The organism is Kosakonia arachidis, from assembly GCF_900116535.1.
Lineage (GTDB): Bacteria > Pseudomonadota > Gammaproteobacteria > Enterobacterales > Enterobacteriaceae > Kosakonia > Kosakonia arachidis.
The window spans coordinates 38787-58460 of sequence record NZ_FPAU01000001.1; the positions used below are offsets into that span (position 1 = coordinate 38787).

General features: G+C 54.3%; 16 protein-coding genes. 14 read left to right on the forward strand and 2 right to left on the reverse strand.

Annotation, left to right across the window (positions count from 1 at the left end; genetic code table 11):
• Positions 1-44 precede the first annotated feature (44 nt).
• From mazG to eno, 3 genes are all read left to right on the forward strand, one after another.
• Positions 45-836, forward strand: coding sequence for a nucleoside triphosphate pyrophosphohydrolase (gene mazG / locus BM427_RS00150; protein ID WP_090118261.1), 792 nt, complete (start codon positions 45-47; stop codon positions 834-836).
• 352 nt (positions 837-1188) lie between these two features.
• Positions 1189-2826 (forward strand): glutamine hydrolyzing CTP synthase, encoded by a 1638-nt coding sequence (gene pyrG, locus BM427_RS00155; RefSeq protein WP_090118262.1) that lies wholly within the window; start codon positions 1189-1191, stop codon positions 2824-2826.
• 81 nt (positions 2827-2907) lie between these two features.
• A complete protein-coding gene (eno, locus tag BM427_RS00160) occupies positions 2908-4206 on the forward strand; it encodes a phosphopyruvate hydratase (RefSeq protein ID WP_090118263.1) in 1299 nt (432 codons plus the stop codon).
• Between the two features lie 66 nt (positions 4207-4272).
• Here eno and BM427_RS00165 read toward each other — a convergent pair whose 3' ends face one another.
• Positions 4273-5382: an SDR family oxidoreductase gene (locus BM427_RS00165; protein ID WP_090118264.1), complete on the reverse strand. Its 1110-nt coding sequence runs from the start codon at positions 5380-5382 to the stop codon at positions 4273-4275.
• A 383-nt stretch (positions 5383-5765) separates the two neighbouring features.
• Here BM427_RS00165 and queE point away from each other — a divergent pair, with 383 nt between their 5' ends.
• Complete coding sequence (gene queE / locus BM427_RS00170) at positions 5766-6437, forward strand: 7-carboxy-7-deazaguanine synthase QueE (protein WP_090118265.1); 672 nt, start codon at positions 5766-5768, stop codon at positions 6435-6437.
• Between the two features lie 368 nt (positions 6438-6805).
• On the opposite strand, the gene queD is transcribed toward queE, so the two are convergent.
• Entirely contained in the window at positions 6806-7168 is a 363-nt protein-coding gene (gene queD / locus BM427_RS00175) for a 6-carboxytetrahydropterin synthase QueD (RefSeq protein ID WP_090118266.1), read from the reverse strand.
• Between the two features lie 359 nt (positions 7169-7527).
• Here queD and cysJ point away from each other — a divergent pair, with 359 nt between their 5' ends.
• The 10 genes from cysJ to BM427_RS00225 all read left to right on the forward strand — a co-directional run bounded on the left by cysJ (position 7528) and on the right by BM427_RS00225 (position 19667).
• Positions 7528-9333, forward strand: coding sequence for an NADPH-dependent assimilatory sulfite reductase flavoprotein subunit (gene cysJ, locus BM427_RS00180; protein WP_090118267.1), 1806 nt, complete (start codon positions 7528-7530; stop codon positions 9331-9333).
• Positions 9333-11045: an assimilatory sulfite reductase (NADPH) hemoprotein subunit gene (cysI, locus tag BM427_RS00185; RefSeq protein WP_090118268.1), complete on the forward strand. Its 1713-nt coding sequence runs from the start codon at positions 9333-9335 to the stop codon at positions 11043-11045. The genes cysJ and cysI overlap by 1 nt, the downstream gene beginning before the upstream one ends.
• 109 nt (positions 11046-11154) lie before the next feature.
• Positions 11155-11889, forward strand: a complete 735-nt coding sequence (gene cysH / locus BM427_RS00190) for a phosphoadenosine phosphosulfate reductase (protein ID WP_090118269.1) — start codon at positions 11155-11157, stop codon at positions 11887-11889.
• A 106-nt stretch (positions 11890-11995) separates the two neighbouring features.
• Positions 11996-12874 (forward strand): NAD(P)-dependent oxidoreductase, encoded by an 879-nt coding sequence (locus BM427_RS00195; protein WP_090118270.1) that lies wholly within the window; start codon positions 11996-11998, stop codon positions 12872-12874.
• 635 nt (positions 12875-13509) lie between these two features.
• Entirely contained in the window at positions 13510-14226 is a 717-nt protein-coding gene (locus tag BM427_RS00200) for a FadR/GntR family transcriptional regulator (RefSeq protein ID WP_090118271.1), read from the forward strand.
• Positions 14223-15236: an ABC transporter ATP-binding protein gene (locus BM427_RS00205; protein ID WP_090118272.1), complete on the forward strand. Its 1014-nt coding sequence runs from the start codon at positions 14223-14225 to the stop codon at positions 15234-15236. Before BM427_RS00200 ends, BM427_RS00205 begins: the two co-directional genes overlap by 4 nt.
• Positions 15233-16300, forward strand: a complete 1068-nt coding sequence (locus BM427_RS00210; RefSeq protein ID WP_090118273.1) for an ABC transporter ATP-binding protein — start codon at positions 15233-15235, stop codon at positions 16298-16300. Before BM427_RS00205 ends, BM427_RS00210 begins: the two co-directional genes overlap by 4 nt.
• Before the next feature lie 11 nt (positions 16301-16311).
• A complete protein-coding gene (locus BM427_RS00215; protein ID WP_175539115.1) occupies positions 16312-17826 on the forward strand; it encodes an ABC transporter substrate-binding protein in 1515 nt (504 codons plus the stop codon).
• Between the two features lie 21 nt (positions 17827-17847).
• Entirely contained in the window at positions 17848-18792 is a 945-nt protein-coding gene (locus BM427_RS00220; protein WP_064568343.1) for an ABC transporter permease, read from the forward strand.
• A complete protein-coding gene (locus BM427_RS00225; protein WP_090118274.1) occupies positions 18792-19667 on the forward strand; it encodes an ABC transporter permease in 876 nt (291 codons plus the stop codon). Before BM427_RS00220 ends, BM427_RS00225 begins: the two co-directional genes overlap by 1 nt.
• Positions 19668-19674: the final 7 nt, after the last annotated feature.

Below are 19674 nucleotides of genomic sequence, written 5' to 3' on the forward strand. Positions count from 1 at the left end.
CTCTCCCGTCAGCGGAGAGGATCCCATTTTTACCAGGAAGACTCATGACTCAAATTAATCGTCTGCTCGGGATCATGCAACGTCTGCGCGACCCGGAAACCGGCTGTCCGTGGGACAACGAACAGACCTACGCCACCATTGCGCCCTATACGTTGGAAGAGACGTACGAAGTGCTGGACGCTATCAACCGGGAAGATTTTGACGATCTACGCGGTGAGCTGGGCGATCTGCTGTTCCAGGTGGTGTTTTACGCCCGGATGGCGCAGGAAGAGGGGCGCTTTGATTTTAACGATGTCTGCGCGGCGATTAGCGACAAACTGGAACGCCGTCACCCGCATATTTTTGGTGACGCCCATGCCGGAAGTAGCGCGGAAGTGCTGGCGCGCTGGGAGCAAATCAAAACCGAAGAACGTGCTGAGAAAGCGCAACACTCAGCGCTGGACGACATTCCCCACAGCCTGCCTGCGCTGATGCGGGCACATAAAATCCAGAAACGCTGCTCCGGCGTGGGTTTTGACTGGACGTCGCTTGGGCCGGTACTCGATAAGGTGTATGAAGAAATCGATGAAGTGATGGACGAAGCGAAACAGGCCGTGGTGGATGAGGCAAGACTGGAAGAAGAGGTCGGTGATTTACTGTTCGCTACGGTAAATCTGTCGCGCCATCTGGGGATCAAAGCGGAAGTCGCGCTGCAAAAAGCGAACCTGAAATTTGAGCGCCGTTTCCGCGAGGTAGAGCGAATTGTCCACGAGCGCGGGCTGGAAATGACCGGTGTGGATCTGGAAGCAATGGAAAATATCTGGCAACAGGTAAAACGCCAGGAACATGATCTTTAACGGAATTGTTTCAGTAAGCGCCATTTGTGTGATTTTTTAAATAACAAGCGCTTGATTTACGTCAAAAACATTTACCTGAAAGCCGCTATTTTCACACTCCTTATATCTGCCAGAACGCTTTGTGAAGCGCCTCTTCAACTTATTCGGGGCGCAGCAAGGCGTCAACGGTGAAAATCCCTGCGCGTATCGTCATGCTGTGCGTCCGCGATGGGTGAATGAAGTCAGGGCAGATGCGGCCTGAAGAACGAAGGAGAGGGAGAATGAAAGTTTGTGGCCTCAGCCATGATCGGGTATACTGCTTTCCCGTCTTGGTTACTCCATCGTCTTTTAAACCTAACTTCTCAGGTTCAGCATGACAACGAACTATATTTTTGTGACCGGCGGGGTCGTATCCTCTCTGGGTAAAGGCATTGCCGCAGCCTCCCTGGCAGCCATTCTCGAAGCTCGTGGCCTTAACGTCACTATGATGAAACTGGATCCGTATATTAACGTCGATCCAGGGACGATGAGCCCAATCCAGCATGGCGAAGTGTTCGTTACCGAAGATGGCGCTGAAACCGATCTTGATTTGGGTCACTACGAGCGCTTCATCCGCACTAAAATGACGCGTCGCAACAACTTTACCACCGGTCGCATTTATTCCGAGGTTCTGCGTAAAGAGCGTCGTGGCGACTATCTGGGCGCGACCGTACAGGTTATTCCGCATATCACTAACGCTATCAAAGAGCGCATCATTGAAGGCGGCGAAGGCCACGATGTCGCGCTGGTTGAAATCGGCGGTACTGTAGGTGATATCGAATCCCTGCCATTCCTTGAAGCGATTCGTCAGATGGCGGTAGAAGTGGGCCGTGAGCGCACGCTCTATATGCACCTGACGCTGGTGCCGTACATGGCCGCTTCCGGCGAAGTGAAAACCAAGCCGACACAGCACTCAGTGAAAGAGCTCCTTTCCATCGGTATTCAGCCTGATATCCTGATTTGTCGTTCCGATCGGGCTGTTCCTGCTAACGAACGCGCGAAAATTGCTTTGTTCTGTAACGTTCCAGAAAAAGCAGTGATTTCTCTGAAAGACGTCGATTCTATTTATAAAATCCCGGGCCTGTTGAAATCCCAGGGGCTGGACGATTATATTTGTAAACGATTCAGCTTGAACTGTCCGGAAGCGAACCTGGCCGAATGGGAACAGGTTATTTACCAGGAAGCGAATCCGTCAGGCGAAGTCACCATCGGTATGGTCGGCAAGTACATTGAACTGCCGGATGCCTACAAATCGGTGATCGAAGCGCTGAAACACGGTGGTCTGAAAAACCGCGTTACTGTCAACATCAAGCTGATTGATTCACAGGATGTTGAAACGCGCGGTGTGGAGATTCTGAAAGATCTGGATGCTATCCTCATCCCTGGCGGCTTCGGTTACCGCGGTGTGGAAGGCAAAATAGCCACCGCACGCTATGCGCGTGAAAACAATATTCCTTACCTGGGCATTTGCCTGGGTATGCAGGTTGCGTTGATTGAATTCGCACGTAACGTGGTCGGGATGGAGAACGCCAACTCCACGGAATTTGTGCCAGACTGTAAATACCCGGTTGTGGCGTTGATTACCGAGTGGCGTGATGAAGATGGCAACGTTGAGCAGCGTTCTGAGAAGAGCGATCTCGGCGGTACGATGCGCCTCGGTGCGCAGCAGTGCCAGCTTGGCGATGATAGCCTGGTTCGTCAGCTTTACGGCACACCGACTATCGTTGAACGCCATCGCCACCGTTACGAAGTCAACAATATGCTGTTGAAACAAATTGAAGCTGCGGGTCTGCGTATTGCAGGCCGTTCCGGGGATGATCAGTTGGTCGAGATCATCGAGGTACCGAATCATCCATGGTTCGTCGCCTGTCAGTTCCATCCGGAGTTTACTTCTACGCCGCGTGATGGGCATCCGCTGTTTGCTGGCTTTGTAAAAGCCGCCAGCGAGCATCAAAAGCGTCAGGCGAAGTAAAAAAGTTACAACGACAACGCGTACCTTTGGTACGCGTTGTTTGTCTGGAGTTTTAGTTTAACTTGTACTGAGGAAAACCTAATGTCCAAAATCGTTAAAGTCATCGGTCGTGAAATCATCGACTCCCGTGGTAACCCGACTGTTGAAGCCGAAGTACACCTGGAAGGTGGTTTCGTAGGTCTGGCGGCTGCGCCGTCAGGTGCTTCTACGGGTTCCCGCGAAGCGCTGGAACTGCGCGATGGCGACAAATCCCGTTTCATGGGTAAAGGCGTACTGAAAGCGGTTGGCGCGGTTAACGGCCCGATCGCTCAGGCAGTCCTGGGTAAAGATGCAAAAGACCAGGCTGGCATCGATAAGATCATGATCGATCTGGACGGTACCGAAAACAAATCTAACTTCGGTGCAAACGCAATCCTGGCCGTGTCTCTGGCCGTTGCTAAAGCTGCTGCTGCCTCTAAAGGCCTGCCGCTGTACGCTCACATTGCTGAACTGAACGGCACCCCGGGCAAATACTCTATGCCGCTTCCGATGATGAACATCATCAACGGTGGTGAGCACGCTGACAACAACGTCGACATTCAGGAATTCATGATTCAGCCGGTTGGCGCGAAAACCCTGAAAGAAGCTGTACGTATGGGTTCAGAAGTGTTCCATAACCTGGCAAAAGTTCTGAAATCCAAAGGCATGAACACTGCTGTTGGTGACGAAGGTGGCTATGCGCCGAACCTGGGTTCTAACGCCGAAGCACTGGCTGTTATCGCTGAAGCGGTAAAAGCTGCGGGCTACGAACTGGGCAAAGACATCACCCTGGCGATGGACTGCGCAGCGTCTGAATTCTACAAAGACGGTAAATACGTTCTGGCTGGCGAAGGTAACAAAGCGTTCACCTCCGAAGAGTTCACCCACTTCCTGGAAGATCTGACCAAACAGTATCCGATCGTTTCCATCGAAGATGGTCTGGACGAATCTGACTGGGCGGGCTTCGCATACCAGACCAAAGTTCTGGGCGACAAAATCCAGCTGGTTGGTGACGATCTGTTCGTAACCAACACCAAGATCCTGAAAGAAGGCATCGAAAAAGGCATCGTTAACTCCATCCTGATCAAATTCAACCAGATCGGTTCTCTGACCGAAACTCTGGCTGCGATCAAAATGGCGAAAGACGCTGGCTACACCGCTGTTATTTCTCACCGTTCTGGCGAAACTGAAGACGCTACGATTGCTGACCTGGCTGTTGGTACCGCTGCAGGCCAGATCAAAACGGGTTCTATGAGCCGTTCTGACCGCGTTGCTAAATACAACCAGCTGATTCGTATCGAAGAAGCGCTGGGTGAACAGGCTCCGTTTAACGGTCGTAAAGAGATCAAAGGTCAGGCGTAATCGCTAAGCCCTTGTGAAATGAAAAATGCCAGTCATCTGACTGGCATTTTTTTTGCTATTTTTTTGCTATTTGAAATCCACTTCCATCTGCTGTGGGATTGTCAGCCCACGCGTCGTTTGTACGCAACGGGCAATATAGTCCGTAAAGCGAGGTGGCTTCGGCATACCCATACTCAGCAGCTTATCGTTGCTGAAACGCACGTTGAGCATGGCGAACGCGCCGTACAAACGCATCGCTTTCAACATCAGTCGCTCATTACAGGGACCGAAAATACCCTTCAGCTCGCGGCGCATCTTCACCAGCGTCTCGTAACTGACCTGCGCGTATTTATCGCCCACAGGTGCTTTTTCCAGCGCTCGTGCCATCGCTTTATCAATATCAGCAAAACGTACGCTGTTCTCTTCGCCGGCAGAAATGTGCACCACTTCGCCCTGAGCGATTTGGCCTTTAAGCAGCATCAGTAATGCATCGGCACAATAATCGACCGGGATAACATCGACGCGATCCTCCATCGAGCACATAAATTTCTGCAACATCAGCCCCATACTGAAGACCCAGAAAATACTGGTTGATGGCAGACACCCATGGTGAGTATGCCCAACGACGATAGAAGGGCGGGCAATTACCAGCGGCATCTGCGGGCACTCCTGGCGCATCAGTTGCTCAATGGTCGATTTGGAGCGGGTATAGGTCACCAGATGCTCCGCATTCTCGCGAAACTCTGCGCTTTCCGGCACCAGAGAATCGGGTTCCGGCGTGCAGGACATCGCTGTACCGACGTGAAGAAAACGCTGTAAACCCGCAACCTGCGACATTCTGCGGGCAAAGGCCAGAGTCCCTTCGACATTCACTTTCCAGACCAGCGGGTTATTGCCAAAAGAGGCAACCGCAGCACAGTTCAGCACGTGAGTGACGCTGTCCAGCGCAGGATCGTTGATGAAGCCTTCCGGCTCGCCCAAATCCCCCAGCAGGATTTGCGAAGTATCAAGTGTACTGAGCACTGCATCTGTCAGACCAAATTTGCGCATGTTACTTCTAACGCGCTCAAGCCCGGCCTCTTTGTCTTCTGCCCTTACCAACAGCAGTAAATTTATGGCTTCACTGCCGTGGAGAATTTTTTCCAATACCGCTCCACCCAGAAATCCTGTCACGCCCGTTATTAATAATGTTTTCATGAATGCTTTCTCTCCAGCGTTGCCAGGGTGGATTGTAAGCACGGAAAGCTAAACGCCATATCAATAAAGTAGAGCGAGAAAGGGGGCTTTCTTAAGCTTGTTTTAAGGAAAGGGAAATAGGGGATTTGCTTTTGACAACGGCAGTGAGTAATTAATTCCAGCACAAAAAGTCAAAAAAATAACTCATTGATTTTAATTGTTTTATATTTCTATTGACAACATTACATAGCGACGACAATTTGCGTCGATATGTAATAAAAAACACATATAGTTACATTTTTTTAAGCGGTTGCCGGTGGCGGAAAAGTGCGATACCGCGAAAGGCTATGAAGGTTAAGCCAGGATCTGCAATAATTAACGTTTATTTCCGATCAGAGTTGACTATGCAGTACCCGATTAACGAGATGTTCCAGACCCTGCAAGGCGAGGGTTATTTTACCGGCGTTCCTGCCATTTTTATTCGTCTACAGGGATGCCCGGTTGGTTGCGCCTGGTGCGACACCAAACACACCTGGGATAAGCTTGCGGATCGGGAAGTGTCGCTGTTCAGCATCCTTGCGAAAACCAAAGAGAGCGATAAGTGGGGGGCGGCCAGTAGTGAAGATCTGCTGGCGATTATTGCTCGCCAGGGCTGGACGGCGCGTCATGTGGTGATCACCGGTGGCGAACCCTGTATTCATGATTTGACGTCGCTTACCAGCCTGCTTGAGCTGAATGGTTTTAGCTGTCAGATCGAAACCAGCGGCACGCATGAAGTGCGTGCTTCCCATTCCACCTGGGTGACGGTATCGCCGAAGGTGAATATGCGCGGCGGCTACGATGTGCTGTTACAGGCGCTGGAGCGTGCGGATGAAATTAAGCATCCTGTCGGGCGCATGCGCGATATCGAAGCGCTGGACGAACTGCTGGCGCAGTTAACCGATGACAAGCCTCGGGTGATCGCCTTGCAGCCTATCAGCCAGAAAGAGGATGCCACTCGCCTGTGTATTGAAACCTGCATCGCCCGCAACTGGCGGCTCTCGATGCAGACACATAAATACCTGAACATTGCCTGATAAAACGGCCCGACCTGTGGGCCGTTTTTTCCGCATGATACCTGATGAAATGTTCACTGCAAGGCCTGGCACGTTTCCAGGCCCGCGCCGTTATTAATCACTCTCTGTATCGTTGACGAAAAAGGATTCATGTTCATGGCACCGGGCCAGTATTCAACGAATATGCCGCGGTTTGCCCGCAGTAAAGCCAAAACGTATTACTATCCTGTCCCGGCGAACCGCCGAGAAGATTAAGCAGGGGCTGATGGGGATTTTTACAAGCCGCGCAGCGGATTCTGTCAACGGCCATGTGCTGACCGTTGATGGCGGCTTTCAGGTTCGCTAACGGCTACCGGTCAGACATCCCCGGAAAGAAATGACCGGCTCGCTTATTCGCCGCGATAGACACAACCTGCGGTGCAGGTTTCTTTCACCATGACTGCGCTCAGCAGAGGCACAACTGGCTTCATCTGATCCCAAATCCACTTTGCCAGCACTTCGCTGGTGGGGTTTTCCAGACCCGGGATCTCATTCAGATAATAGTGATCCAGCCTGTCATACAACGGCTTAAACGCCGCTTTCAGTTCGGCGAAGTCCATGATCCAGCCGGTATAAGGATCCACCTCGCCGGTGATCTCCAGGCGCACCAGAAAGGAGTGGCCATGCAGACGACCGCACTTATGCCCTTGCGGGACATGCGGTAAATGGTGAGCGGCTTCAAAGGTGAAATCTTTAAACAACGTGGTCGGCATAATGTACTCTCAGACTGACAAAAAACCGCCGCATAGTAGCGGAAATGACCTTTTTTAGCATTAACTAAAATCGCTAAAAGTGTTTACCCGCAAAATACTGCTCACCTCTATTTATTTTATTATTATAATTCAGTAAGTTAATTAACCAGTTTTAGTGTTAGTAACTATAGCTAAAACAGGTTAGTTCTTTTGGTTATTTATTATTTCCAACCTTTCTTTAATTGTTATTATCCCGCCGTTAACCTTAGCTTCACTTCGTTTTTTAAAATTATATCTCCTTATCGTTTTTGCGCTGTTGACCGTGAAAAAGGCTGTCTGCAAAACGAAGGGAAATTTTCGCTACTGGAACATAACAACGCATGACAACTCAGGCACCACCTTCCGCGTTGCTGCCGCTAAACCCGGAGCAACTGGCGCGCCTTCAGGCCGCAACCACTGATTTGACGCCCACCCAGTTAGCCTGGGTTTCTGGTTATTTCTGGGGCGTGCTTAACCAACAGCCTTCAGCAGCTACTACAGTGCCAACCTCTGCGCCAGAAGTTCCGGCAATTACGCTGATTTCCGCGTCGCAAACCGGTAACGCTCGCCGCGTGGCGGAAGTGCTGCGTGACGATCTGCTGGCGGCGAAACTTAACGTCAACCTGGTTAACGCCGGCGACTATAAGTTCAAACAAATCGCTAACGAAAAATTGCTGGTGATGGTGGCCTCAACCCAGGGCGAAGGTGAAGCGCCGGAAGAAGCTGTTGCACTGCATAAATTCCTGTTCTCGAAAAAAGCGCCAAAACTGGATGGCACTGCTTTTGCGGTGTTCGGCCTTGGCGATACATCATATGAATTCTTCTGTCAGGCGGGGAAAGACTTCGACAGCAAACTTGCTGAACTGGGCGCGGAGCGACTGCTGGACCGCGTTGACGCCGATGTCGAGTATCAGGCTGCGGCTGCCGAATGGCGCGCACGTATCGTCGAGGTGCTGAAATCCCGCGTACCGAAAGACGCTTCGGCGCAGGCCGTGGCGAGCGCGATGGGCGCGGTGAACGAGGTTTTCTCCAGCCCCTATACTAAAGAAGCGCCGTTGACGGCGAGTTTATCCGTGAACCAGAAAATCACCGGTCGTCATTCCGAAAAAGACGTGCGTCATATCGAAATCGATCTCGGGGATTCGGGGTTGCGCTACCAGCCGGGCGACGCACTGGGCGTCTGGTATCAGAACGATCCGGCCCTGGTGAAAGAACTACTGGAACTGCTGTGGTTGAAGGGCGATGAGCCAGTGACGGTTGACGGTAAAACACAGCCGCTCGCTGAAGCGTTGCAGTGGCACTTTGAGCTAACGGTCAACACCGCCAACATTGTGGAGAATTACGCTACTTTGACGCGCAGCGAAACGTTGTTGCCGCTGGTGGGAGATAAAGCCCAGTTACAGCATTATGCCGCGACAACGCCGATTGTCGATATGGTGCGTTTCTCTCCGGCGCAACTTGATGCGCAAGCGCTGATGGGGCTGCTGCGTCCGCTAACGCCGCGTCTCTACTCTATTGCTTCTTCGCAGGCGGAAGTGGAAAACGAAGTGCATGTTACCGTCGGTGTGGTGCGTTACGACGTGGAAGGGCGTGCGCGTATGGGCGGTGCTTCCAGCTTCCTCGCGGATCGTGTGGAAGAAGAGGGTGAAGTGCGTGTGTTCATCGAACACAACGATAACTTCCGCTTGCCAGCCAACCCGGAAACACCGGTCATTATGATTGGCCCGGGCACGGGTATTGCGCCGTTCCGCGCCTTTATTCAACAACGCGCGGCTGATGAAGCGCCGGGTAAAAACTGGCTATTCTTTGGCAATCCGCACTTTACCGAAGATTTCCTCTATCAGGTGGAGTGGCAGCGTTACGTTAAAGAGGGCGTGCTGAATCGTATTGATTTGGCCTGGTCCCGTGATCAAAAAGAAAAAGTCTACGTACAAGACAAACTGCGCGAACAGGGCGCAGAACTGTGGCGCTGGATCAATGACGGTGCGCACATTTATGTCTGCGGCGATGCCAATCGCATGGCGAAAGATGTCGAGCAGGCTTTACTGGACGTGATTGCCGAATTCGGTGGCATGGATACCGAAGCGGCGGATGAATTCTTAAGTGAGCTGCGCGTTGAGCGCCGTTATCAGCGAGATGTCTACTAATGAGTGAAAAACATCCCGGCCCACTGGTGGTCGAAGGTAAACTGGCCGACGCCGAGCGTCTGAAGCTCGAAAGCAACTATCTGCGCGGTACGATTGCAGAAGATCTGCACGACGGCCTGACAGGCGGTTTCAACGGCGACAATTTCCTGCTGATCCGTTTTCACGGTATGTATCAGCAGGATGACCGCGATATTCGCGCCGAACGCGCAGAGCAGAAACTGGAGCCGCGCCACGCGATGATGCTGCGCTGCCGACTGCCAGGCGGCATCATTACGCCGAAGCAGTGGCTATCGATCGATAAGTTTGCTGCTGATAAGACCCTTTACGGCAGCATTCGTCTGACCAACCGCCAGACATTCCAGTTCCACGGTATTCTGAAGAAGAACGTCAAACCGGCACATCAGATGCTGCATGAAGTCGGGCTGGACGCGCTGGCGACCGCCAACGACGTTAACCGTAATGTGCTGTGTACGTCGAACCCGGTTGAGTCGGAACTGCATGCAGAAGCCTACGAGTGGGCGAAAAAGCTCTCCGAGCATCTGTTGCCGCGTACCCGCGCTTATGCGGAGATCTGGCACGATGCCGAGAAAGTGGCGACCACGGATGAAGAGCCTATCTTAGGTAAAACTTACCTGCCGCGTAAGTTCAAAACCACAGTGGTTATTCCGCCGCAGAACGACGTGGATCTGCATGCCAACGACATGAACTTTGTTGCGGTAGCGGAAAACGGCAAGCTGGTCGGCTTTAACCTGCTGGTGGGCGGCGGGCTTTCCATTGAACATGGCAATAAGAAAACCTACGCCCGCACCGCGAGCGAGTTTGGTTATCTGCCGCTGGAGCATACGCTGGCGGTAGCAGAAGCGGTGGTTACGACCCAGCGCGACTGGGGTAACCGTACCGACCGTAAAAACGCCAAAACCAAATATACGCTGGAACGTGTTGGCATTGACACGTTCAAGGCGGAAGTGGAACGCCGCGCGGGGATCAAATTTGAACCGATTCGCCCGTATGAATTTACCGGTCGCGGCGATCGCATTGGCTGGGTTAAAGGTATCGATAATAAATGGCATCTGACGCTGTTTATTGAAAATGGTCGTATTCTGGATTATCCGGGCCGTCCGCTGAAAACCGGTCTGCTGGAAATTGCTAAGATCCATAAAGGCGACTTTCGTTTAACGGCGAACCAGAATCTGATTGTGGCGGGTGTGCCGGAAAGCCAGAAAGCGAAAATCGAAAAACTGGCGCGCAGCCACGGCTTAATGGATGCGGTAAAACCGCAGCGTGAAAATTCCATGGCCTGTGTGTCATTCCCGACTTGCCCGCTGGCCATGGCCGAAGCAGAACGCTTCCTGCCTTCATTTGTTGATAAAGTGGAAGCGGTGATGGAGAAACATGGCGTTGGCAACGATCATATCGTGTTGCGCGTCACGGGTTGCCCGAACGGCTGCGGCCGCGCCATGTTGGCGGAAGTGGGTCTGGTTGGTAAAGCGCCGGGCCGCTATAACCTGCATATCGGCGGCAACCGCATCGGTACGCGTATTCCGCGTATGTTCCGGGAAAATATCACCGAAACGGAAATTCTGGCGACGCTCGATGAGCTGATCGCACGCTGGGCAAGCGAGCGCGAAGAGGGTGAAGGCTTCGGCGATTTCACCATTCGTGCCGGGATCGTCCGTCCGATACTCGATCCGGCGCGCGATTTCTGGGAATAATGCAGTTATGCCGGATGGTGGCGTAAACGCCTTATCCGGCCTACGATTTGCGTAATGTGTAGGCCTGATAAGCGAAGTGCCATCGGGCAATGAACACGGTGAGGAACTTATGTCCAGACTTGATCTGAATGCGCTGAATGAGCTGCCGAAAGTTGAACGTGTGCTTCAGCTTGCTGAAACCAATGCGCAACTCGAAAAGCTGAACGCTGAAGCACGCGTCGCCTGGGCGCTGGAAAACCTGCCGGGCGAGTATGTGCTCTCCTCCAGCTTCGGTATCCAGGCGGCGGTAAGCCTGCATCTGGTAAACCAGATTCAGCCGAACATTCCGGTGATCCTGACTGACACCGGCTACCTGTTTCCGGAAACCTACCAGTTTATCGACGAGTTGACGGACACGCTCAAGCTGAACCTGAAAGTATTCCGCGCAGAACAAAGCCCGGCGTGGCAGGAAGCGCGTTACGGTAAGTTGTGGGAACAGGGTGTTGAAGGCATTGAAAAATACAATGAAATCAACAAAGTTGAACCGATGAATCGCGCCCTTGCTGAACTGAACGCGCAAACCTGGTTTGCCGGGCTGCGGCGTGAACAATCCGGTAGCCGTGCCAATCTGCCTGTGCTGGCTATCCAGCGTGGCGTATTTAAAGTGCTGCCGATTATCGACTGGGACAATCGCACGGTATACCAGTACCTGCAAAAACACGGCCTGAAGTATCATCCACTGTGGGATCAGGGTTATCTGTCCGTAGGCGACACGCACACCACCCGCAAATGGGAGCCAGGCATGGCGGAAGAAGAGACGCGCTTCTTCGGCCTGAAACGCGAGTGCGGGCTGCACGAAGGCTGACAGGGCAGCATCAAACTTTAAAACACAATGAGTCAACAATGAGGCAGGGAGAAATCTCTGCCTTTTTTATCGTTAAACACAGTCACCTAACAACAGGAGCATTGTGATGAAGATTGCGTTTCTGGGGCTTGGCACCATGGGGCTGCCAATGGCCGCGAATCTAATCAAAGCCGGTTATCAGGTCCAGGGCTGGAACCGCTCCGCCGGGCCGCGTGAGAAACTGGCATCGCTGGGTGCAACTCCGGCGAAAACGGCCGCAGACGCGGTGATGGGTGCTGATGTGGTTATTTCCATTCTGGCGGACGATAACGCCACGCGCAGCGTCGTGCTTGAGGGCAATGTGCTGGCGATGCTGAAACCCGGGGCTATCCACCTGAATATGGCGACTATCTCCGTCGATCTGGCAGTGGAACTGGCGCAACTGCACCGAGCGCGTAATATCGGTTATCTTGCCGCGCCGGTACTGGGGCGGGTGAATGTCGCCGAAGCAGGGCAGTTAAATATTCTGGCAGCTGGCGATAGCGCACTGCTGGCAAAAGTGCAGCCGCTGCTGGATGTGCTGGGTCAGAAGACCTGGTATCTTGGAGCACGGCCGGAGCAGGCGAATGCCGCTAAGCTGGCGGCCAACTTTATGATTGCCAGCGCCATTGGCTCTATGGGTGAGGCGGTTGCGCTGGTGCAGGGATATGAGGTCAGTAAAGCCGATTTCATTGATTTAATCACTTCCACGTTGTTTGCCGCACCGGTCTATAAAGGTTATGGCCAGGCGATTGCCAGCGATATCTTCGAGCCAGCCGGATTTAAGCTGGCGTTGGGGTTGAAAGATGTGCGTCTGGCGCAGGATGCTGCCGAGCGGGTGAATGTGCCAATGGCGATTGCCGGTACGCTGCGTGCCGCGCATGTGGAAAGCCTGGCCCATGATGAAGGACATCTCGACTGGGCCGCGCTGGCGCGTACCGCAGCCCGCCGCGCCGGACAGCTTTAGCCGTAAACCTGCCGGATGGCGGCTCTGCCTTATCCGGCCAACATCACAGCCAATGATGCAGCCCCGGTTCAGTGCCACACACCATTTTCTCCGATGAACACAAAGGCTGAAGCGACGGGGTTGAGTCCCCGCAGGGCCGCGGGGATTGATAAGGGGAGCGCGGCAAGCGCCCCTTATCCCGTTCACGGAGATAAAGCGTAAGTGTCTGCCAGTCTTCTGGTGAACGGAATAATTCCACGATCTGCCAAAAATGCCGTCCTCCTGGTGAGCGGAACCTTTCCACGATACTCCCAAAATAGCGAATGGCGGCGCCGTCTTATCCGGCTTACACCACAGCCAACAATATAAACCCGATAAGCGTCAGTACCACAGGGCATTCTTCCCGTTTTAGTGCATTCCTTGCACTAAAATTGTGCATTATCTGCTCAGTAAATCATGCCACGGATACCCCTTCGTCTCGCACGCAAAAATAAACATTAGTAAATCAAATCATTAACAAAAATTTCAAAAATATGACTGAACCAATACGAAATTGGTTCGTTTATTGCTTAGTTATAAAGGCAAGGCATCGAAGATGAAATAATTAACTTTATGTAATTAAATAAAAAAATAACGCCAAATACGGATGAACCAATATGGAAAAACCGTCACGCTATCTGGCAAATTCCAGTACGGCGCTTGAACAACTTCGTGGGCTTATTCATCAACATGAGTCAACACCAGGGACTCCATTGCCCACAGAACGTGAACTGGCGGAACGCTTAGGTATCGGGCGGAGAGAAGTACGCCGCGCGCTGGACGTACTGGAAGAAGAGGGACGGATCTGGCGTAAGCAGGGCAAAGGCACGTTTATTGGCCCCGCTGCGCCGGTCGCGCCACTGGCACTCCAGGGACTGGTGCAACAAACCAATATGCTGGAAGTGATGGAAGCGCGCTTGCAGGTTGAGCCGGGACTTGCGCGGTTGGCGGCACTTCGCGCCAACCCGGAAAACCTGGCGCTAATGCAGCGCATGCTGGAACGCATCGATAACGTCAATCCGGACGATCCGGATCTTAATGAGCTATGGGACAGCGCTTTTCACCGGGCCATCGCTGAAGCGGCGGGAAACCGTTTGATGCTCGGTCTTTTTGACGCCATTGACGCCGTGCGGCGCGAACCCGCCTGGCACCATCTGCGGGAGCTGGCGCGTACCCCGGCGAAGGTCGAACGCTATAACGATCATCACCACCGCATTATGCACGCCATCCGACAGCGTCAGCCGCAGGAGGCTTTCCTGGCGATGCGTGAACATCTGCTCGATCTGCAACATGCCCTGATCCAGGCCATTCATCTCGAGGACGATACGCCATGACCACCATTCCTTTTCACGATCCCGCGCCCGTCCTGCGTCTGCACAACCTGAAAGTCCAGTTTGCCGGTAGTCCGGTCAGCATACTGGACGGTATTTCACTGACTATAAAAAGTGGGGAAACGCTGGCGCTGGTGGGGGAATCCGGCTGCGGTAAAAGTATTACCTCGCTGGCGTTGATGGGGCTGTTGCCCAACAGCGCTCAGATCCTCAGCGGCGAAATGGTGTTTCGCGGCCACAATCTGCGCCAGCTTTCGCCGAGGGAATATGCTGACCTGCGCGGTAATGAGCTGGCGATGATTTTTCAGGAGCCGATGACGTCGCTGAACCCCTCATTCACCCTTGGCGATCAACTGAGTGAAGCGGTGATGCGTCACCAGCATGTCTCCCGGCAGAGCGCGTGGGATATCGCGCTACAGATCCTCGAAAAGGTGCAAATTCCGGCGGCGGAGATGCGTCTGAAAGCGTATCCACACCAGCTTTCCGGCGGTATGCGACAGCGCGTGATGATTGCCATGGCGCTGATTAACAACCCGCGGCTGCTGATTGCCGACGAGCCGACAACTGCGCTGGATGTCACTATTCAGGCGCAGATCCTGGCGTTGCTCAACACCCTGAAAGCCGAAACCGGCACGGCAGTATTGATGATCACCCACGATCTCGGCGTGGTGGCGGAAGTCGCCCAGCAAGTCGCTGTCATGTACGCCGGGCAAGTGGTTGAGCAGGGCAGCGTGGAGGCGATTTTTGCCGATCCGCAGCATCCGTACACCATCGGTCTGATGGGCTCGATTCCCTCGCTGGGCGCGCGCAAAGGCCAGCTCTCCACCATTCCCGGTGCCGTACCGTTACCGGAAGCGATGCCAAAAGGCTGCCGTTTCGCCACCCGCTGCCCGTTTGCGCAGAGCCGCTGCCACGCGGAAAAACCGTCGCTACAGCCACTGGGCCGGGGCCATCAGGCAGCCTGTTTTCGCGTGCCCCTTGAACAACATATTGCGCTGGGAGAAACCGCATGAAGACACCGATTCTTGAGGCCCACGATCTCAGCAAACGTTTTGTCGGCGCGACGCGTCTGTTCGAGCCAAAACGCTTTGTCACGGCAGTCGATCGCATTTCGCTCGCCGTTTATCCCGGTGAAACGCTGGCGATTGTGGGGGAGTCGGGTTCCGGTAAATCGACGCTGGGCCGTCTGCTGTTACGCCTGTTGTCTGCGTCCGAAGGGCGCGTTTACTACCAGGGCGAAGAGATCACTCACGCCAGCGGCGCACGGTTAAACCAGCTGCGCCGCGAGCTGCAAATCATCTTTCAGGATCCCTTCGCCTCGCTGAACCCGCGCATGACCGTGGAGCAGATCGTCGGCGAACCGTTGTGGCTGCACCAGAAAATGGGCAAAGCGGATCGCCAGGCGCGCGTCGCCGAACTGCTCGCGACCGTGGGTCTGCCTGCGGCCTGGGCGCGGCGTTTCCCGCATGAGTTCTCCGGTGGACAGCGCCAGCGTATTGGCATTGCCCGCGCGCTGGCTTCCGGGCCGAAGCTGCTGCTGGGCGATGAACCCGTGTCCGCGCTGGATGTATCGGTGCAGGCGCAAGTGGTAAACCTGCTGGAAAATCTGAAACAGCAACTTGGGCTGACGATGATCATCGTTGCGCATGGGCTGGCGGTGATCCGCCATATGAGCGATCGCGTGGCGGTGATGTACCTCGGGCAGATCGTCGAAATGGCGACCGTTGATGAGATCTTCGACGCGCCACTACACCCGTACACACAGGCGCTGATCGCCTCTGCGCCGCAGACCCAGCCCGGCCTCAAGCGTGAGATGCCGCTGTTACAGGGCGATTTACCCAATCCGGCCAGTCCGCCGCAGGGCTGTCGTTTTCATACCCGTTGCCCGCACGTCACCGATGAATGTCGGCAACGCGAACCGATTGCTCAGGTACTTGAAGGCGGCCGCCAGGTCTCCTGCCATCGCTGGCAGGAGCTCAACCGTGACCGCACGGTCATCCAGATTGCTCCACCCTCCGCCGCGTTCCTGCGTCGCCGTGCGCTGTTCGAACACGCGGCCTCTCACTCATCCCTTTAAAGGAAAAAATAATGATTGTGCGTAATTCTCTTTTGACCGTTCTGGGAAGTGTTATGTTGCTGGGCGCTGCGCTGCCAACCCATGCTGAAAGTGTGCTGCGTATTGGATTAGGCGCAGATCCAGACATGCTCGATCCGCACCTCGCGCGTACCTACTATGGCCGCTTTGTCTTCGCTTCGCTGTGCGATCGGCTGGTGGATGTTGATGAAAACCTGAAAGTGGTGCCGGGGCTGGCGACAGACTGGTCGTGGAGTGAAGACGGCAAAACCCTGACCATGAACCTGCGCGACGGCGTGACTTTCCATGATGGCGAGAAATTTGATGCCGCCGCGGCGAAATTCAGCCTCGATCGCGCCCTGACGCTGCCGGGCTCGCTGCGCAAAAGCGAGATCTCCTCGGTAGAATCTGTGGAAGTGACCGGGCCGATGCAAATCACTCTGCACCTGAAAACGCCAGATTCGGCGTTGCTGATGCAGCTTACCGACCGCGCAGGCGCGATGCTGGCACCTGAAGCGGCGAAAAAGCCAGACTTCGCCGCGCATCCGGTCTGCTCCGGGCCATACAAGTTCGACAGCCGCGTTTCGCAGGATCGCATCGTGCTTTCGCGGTTTGACAACTACTGGAACAAAGGTGCTTACCACTTCGACAAAGTGATTTATCTGCCGATCCCGGATGCCTCGGTGCGTCTGGCTAACCTGCGCGCAGGCGATCTGGATCTGAGCGAAGGCATCGTACCAAGCGATGTGAAAACGGTAGAGAACGACGGCAAATTAAAACTGGCGAAGGTCACCGGGCTGGGCTATCAGGGCATCACATTTAACATCAACAATGGCAAAGTCCCGGCTAACGATCCGTTTAAAGATGCACGCGTGCGTGAAGCGTTCTCGCAGGCGATTGACCGTGAGGCATTAAACCAGGTGGTATTCGAAGGTCTCTATGCCCCGGCGAACCAGCCATTCTCTCCGGTCAGCCCGTATCACGTTAATCTGCCAGTGCCGCCGCGCGATATCGAAAAAGCCAAAGCGTTGCTAAAAGCGGCAGGCGTGAAGACGCCGATCACCGTTTCGCTACTGGTGCCGAATAACCCAACCTCACAGCAGGTGGCGCAGGTGTTACAGGCGATGACCGCCGAGGCCGGTTTTAACGTCAATCTACAAATGACCGAATTCGCCACGCTGCTGGATCGCCAGCAAAGCGGTGACTTCCAGCTTAGCTACTCTGGCTGGTCTGGCCGCCCGGATCCAGACGGCAGTATCTTCGGCTTTATTCACAGTAAAGGCACTCTCAACGATGGCCGCTACAGCAATGCACAGGTGGATGACTGGCTGACGCAGGCGCGTTTGCATAACGATCCGGCCACCCGAAAAGGGCTGTATGAAAACGTCGTTAAACAACTGCAAACCGATATGCCGATTGCTTACCTCTACTTCGAGCCGCGCATTTTTGGGCTGAATAAAAAAGTAGAGGGCTTTAAACCTTACCCGGACGGCATTGTGCGTCTGGCAGGTATGACCTTCGCGAAGTAACGGGAGTTGTAAGGAGATACCATGCTGGAATTGATATGCAAACGCCTGCTGCTCGCCATCCCGACGCTGCTGATGGTCAGTATGATGGTCTTCGGGCTGCAAAAGTTGCTGCCCGGCGATCCGCTGACGGCCATGTTGGGAGAAGAGCGCGATCCGGCGGTGATCGCCCAGCTGCGCGCGGAGCTGAATCTGGATGCACCTATCCCGGTGCAATATTTCCACTGGCTTACCCGCGCCTTGCAAGGAGATCTTGGTGTCTCCTTACGCACTCAGGAGACGGTGACACATCTGATTGCCACCAAATTGCCCGTTACGCTGGAGATGTCGTTGCTGGCGATGATTTTCGCGCTGCTGTTCGGCATCAGCATGGGGATCATGGCGGCAGTCAACAAGAATAGCTGGATCGATCACGGCACGAACTTTGTCGCCATTTCCGGCATTTCGGTGCCGCACTTTTGGCTGGGGATTCTGCTGATCCTGATTTTCTCCGTCAATCTGCAATGGCTGCCCGCGTCGGGTTTTGTCCCCTTCAGCGAAGATCCGCTGCAGAACCTGCGCACCTTGCTGCTGCCTTCGCTGGTGCTTGGCACCGGGCTGGCGGCAACCTTAATGCGCCACACCCGCGCATCCATGATTGCTGTCTTGAAAGCGGATTACATCCGCACCGCCAGGGCGAAGGGGCTGTTGCCAAAAACGGTGATCATGAAGCACGCATTTCGTAATGCGCTGGTGCCGGTGATCACCCTGACCACGCTGCTGTTTGGCGAACTACTGGGTGGTGCGGTGCTGACCGAGCAGGTATTTACCATTCCCGGCTTCGGCAAAATGATTGTCGACTCGGTATTCAACCGTGATTACGCGGTGGTACAGGGTGTGGTGCTGGTGGTGGCAATTGGCTTCCTGTTGCTCAATCTGTTGGCCGATGTGCTGTACGTGCTGATTAACCCAAAAATGCGGAGCGAATAATGGCGGAACTGACCACTACGGGCGTGACGGCGTCGCTGCCGCGTACGGAAAACCGGGTACTGAAGAAATTCCTCGGCAATAAAAGTGCGGTGATGGGTGCGGTGATTGTCGGCATCTTCGTATTGATCGCTTTGCTGGCGCCGTGGATCGCACCGTTCGATCCAGTAAAAGCAAACTTTCTGGCGGTACGTAAACCACCCTCGGAGCTGTACTGGTTCGGTACCGATGAACTGGGGCGCGATATTCTGTCGCGTATGGTTTGGGGGGCGCGCACCTCACTGATGGCCGGTTGTATATCCGTGCTGATTGCCGTGGTTATTGGCGTGCCGCTTGGCCTGCTGGCCGGTTTTTTCCAGGGGATCTGGGATGGGGTGATTTCACGCTTTATCGAAGCGCTGCTGGCCTGCCCATTTTTGATCATGGCGATCGCCCTCGGCGCGTTCCTCGGCCCAAGCCTGAGTAATGCCATGATCGCCATTGGCCTGTCTGCGATGCCGATCTTCGCCCGGCTGACGCGTGGCCAGGTGATCGCCATTCGTAACGAAGAGTATATCGACGGGGCGCGGGCAATTGGCCTGCCGGATCGCTGGATAATCCTGCGCTATGTGCTGCCGAATGTGATGTCGCCGATCCTCGTCCAGGCGACACTGGCGATTGCCTCGGCGATCATCACCGAAGCCAGCCTCTCTTTTCTCGGCCTCGGCCAACAGCCGCCGTATCCCTCCTGGGGCGCGATGCTGAATACTGCCAAAGGTTTTCTGGAGCAAGCGCCCTGGATGTCTATTTTCCCCGGTGTGGCGATTTTTCTGACCGTACAGGGATTTAATTTACTCGGCGACGGGCTGCGCGATGCACTCGATCCTCGCCACGACTAAGGAGTTT

Excerpts from the sequence above, each read along its gene's own strand:
- cysJ (WP_090118267.1), top strand. The coding sequence starts at position 7,528 with ATGACAACTCAGGCACCACCTTCCGCGTTGCTGCCGCTAAACCCGGAG.
- mazG (WP_090118261.1), top strand. The coding sequence starts at position 45 with ATGACTCAAATTAATCGTCTGCTCGGGATCATGCAACGTCTGCGCGAC.
- BM427_RS00215 (WP_175539115.1), top strand. The coding sequence starts at position 16,312 with ATGATTGTGCGTAATTCTCTTTTGACCGTTCTGGGAAGTGTTATGTTG.
- queE (WP_090118265.1), top strand. The coding sequence starts at position 5,766 with ATGCAGTACCCGATTAACGAGATGTTCCAGACCCTGCAAGGCGAGGGT.
- queD (WP_090118266.1), bottom strand. The coding sequence starts at position 7,168 with ATGCCGACCACGTTGTTTAAAGATTTCACCTTTGAAGCCGCTCACCAT.
- BM427_RS00195 (WP_090118270.1), top strand. The coding sequence starts at position 11,996 with ATGAAGATTGCGTTTCTGGGGCTTGGCACCATGGGGCTGCCAATGGCC.
- BM427_RS00225 (WP_090118274.1), top strand. The coding sequence starts at position 18,792 with ATGGCGGAACTGACCACTACGGGCGTGACGGCGTCGCTGCCGCGTACG.
- BM427_RS00200 (WP_090118271.1), top strand. The coding sequence starts at position 13,510 with ATGGAAAAACCGTCACGCTATCTGGCAAATTCCAGTACGGCGCTTGAA.
- cysH (WP_090118269.1), top strand. The coding sequence starts at position 11,155 with ATGTCCAGACTTGATCTGAATGCGCTGAATGAGCTGCCGAAAGTTGAA.
- BM427_RS00165 (WP_090118264.1), bottom strand. The coding sequence starts at position 5,382 with ATGAAAACATTATTAATAACGGGCGTGACAGGATTTCTGGGTGGAGCG.
- eno (WP_090118263.1), top strand. The coding sequence starts at position 2,908 with ATGTCCAAAATCGTTAAAGTCATCGGTCGTGAAATCATCGACTCCCGT.
- BM427_RS00210 (WP_090118273.1), top strand. The coding sequence starts at position 15,233 with ATGAAGACACCGATTCTTGAGGCCCACGATCTCAGCAAACGTTTTGTC.
- BM427_RS00220 (WP_064568343.1), top strand. The coding sequence starts at position 17,848 with ATGCTGGAATTGATATGCAAACGCCTGCTGCTCGCCATCCCGACGCTG.
- cysI (WP_090118268.1), top strand. The coding sequence starts at position 9,333 with ATGAGTGAAAAACATCCCGGCCCACTGGTGGTCGAAGGTAAACTGGCC.
- BM427_RS00205 (WP_090118272.1), top strand. The coding sequence starts at position 14,223 with ATGACCACCATTCCTTTTCACGATCCCGCGCCCGTCCTGCGTCTGCAC.
- pyrG (WP_090118262.1), top strand. The coding sequence starts at position 1,189 with ATGACAACGAACTATATTTTTGTGACCGGCGGGGTCGTATCCTCTCTG.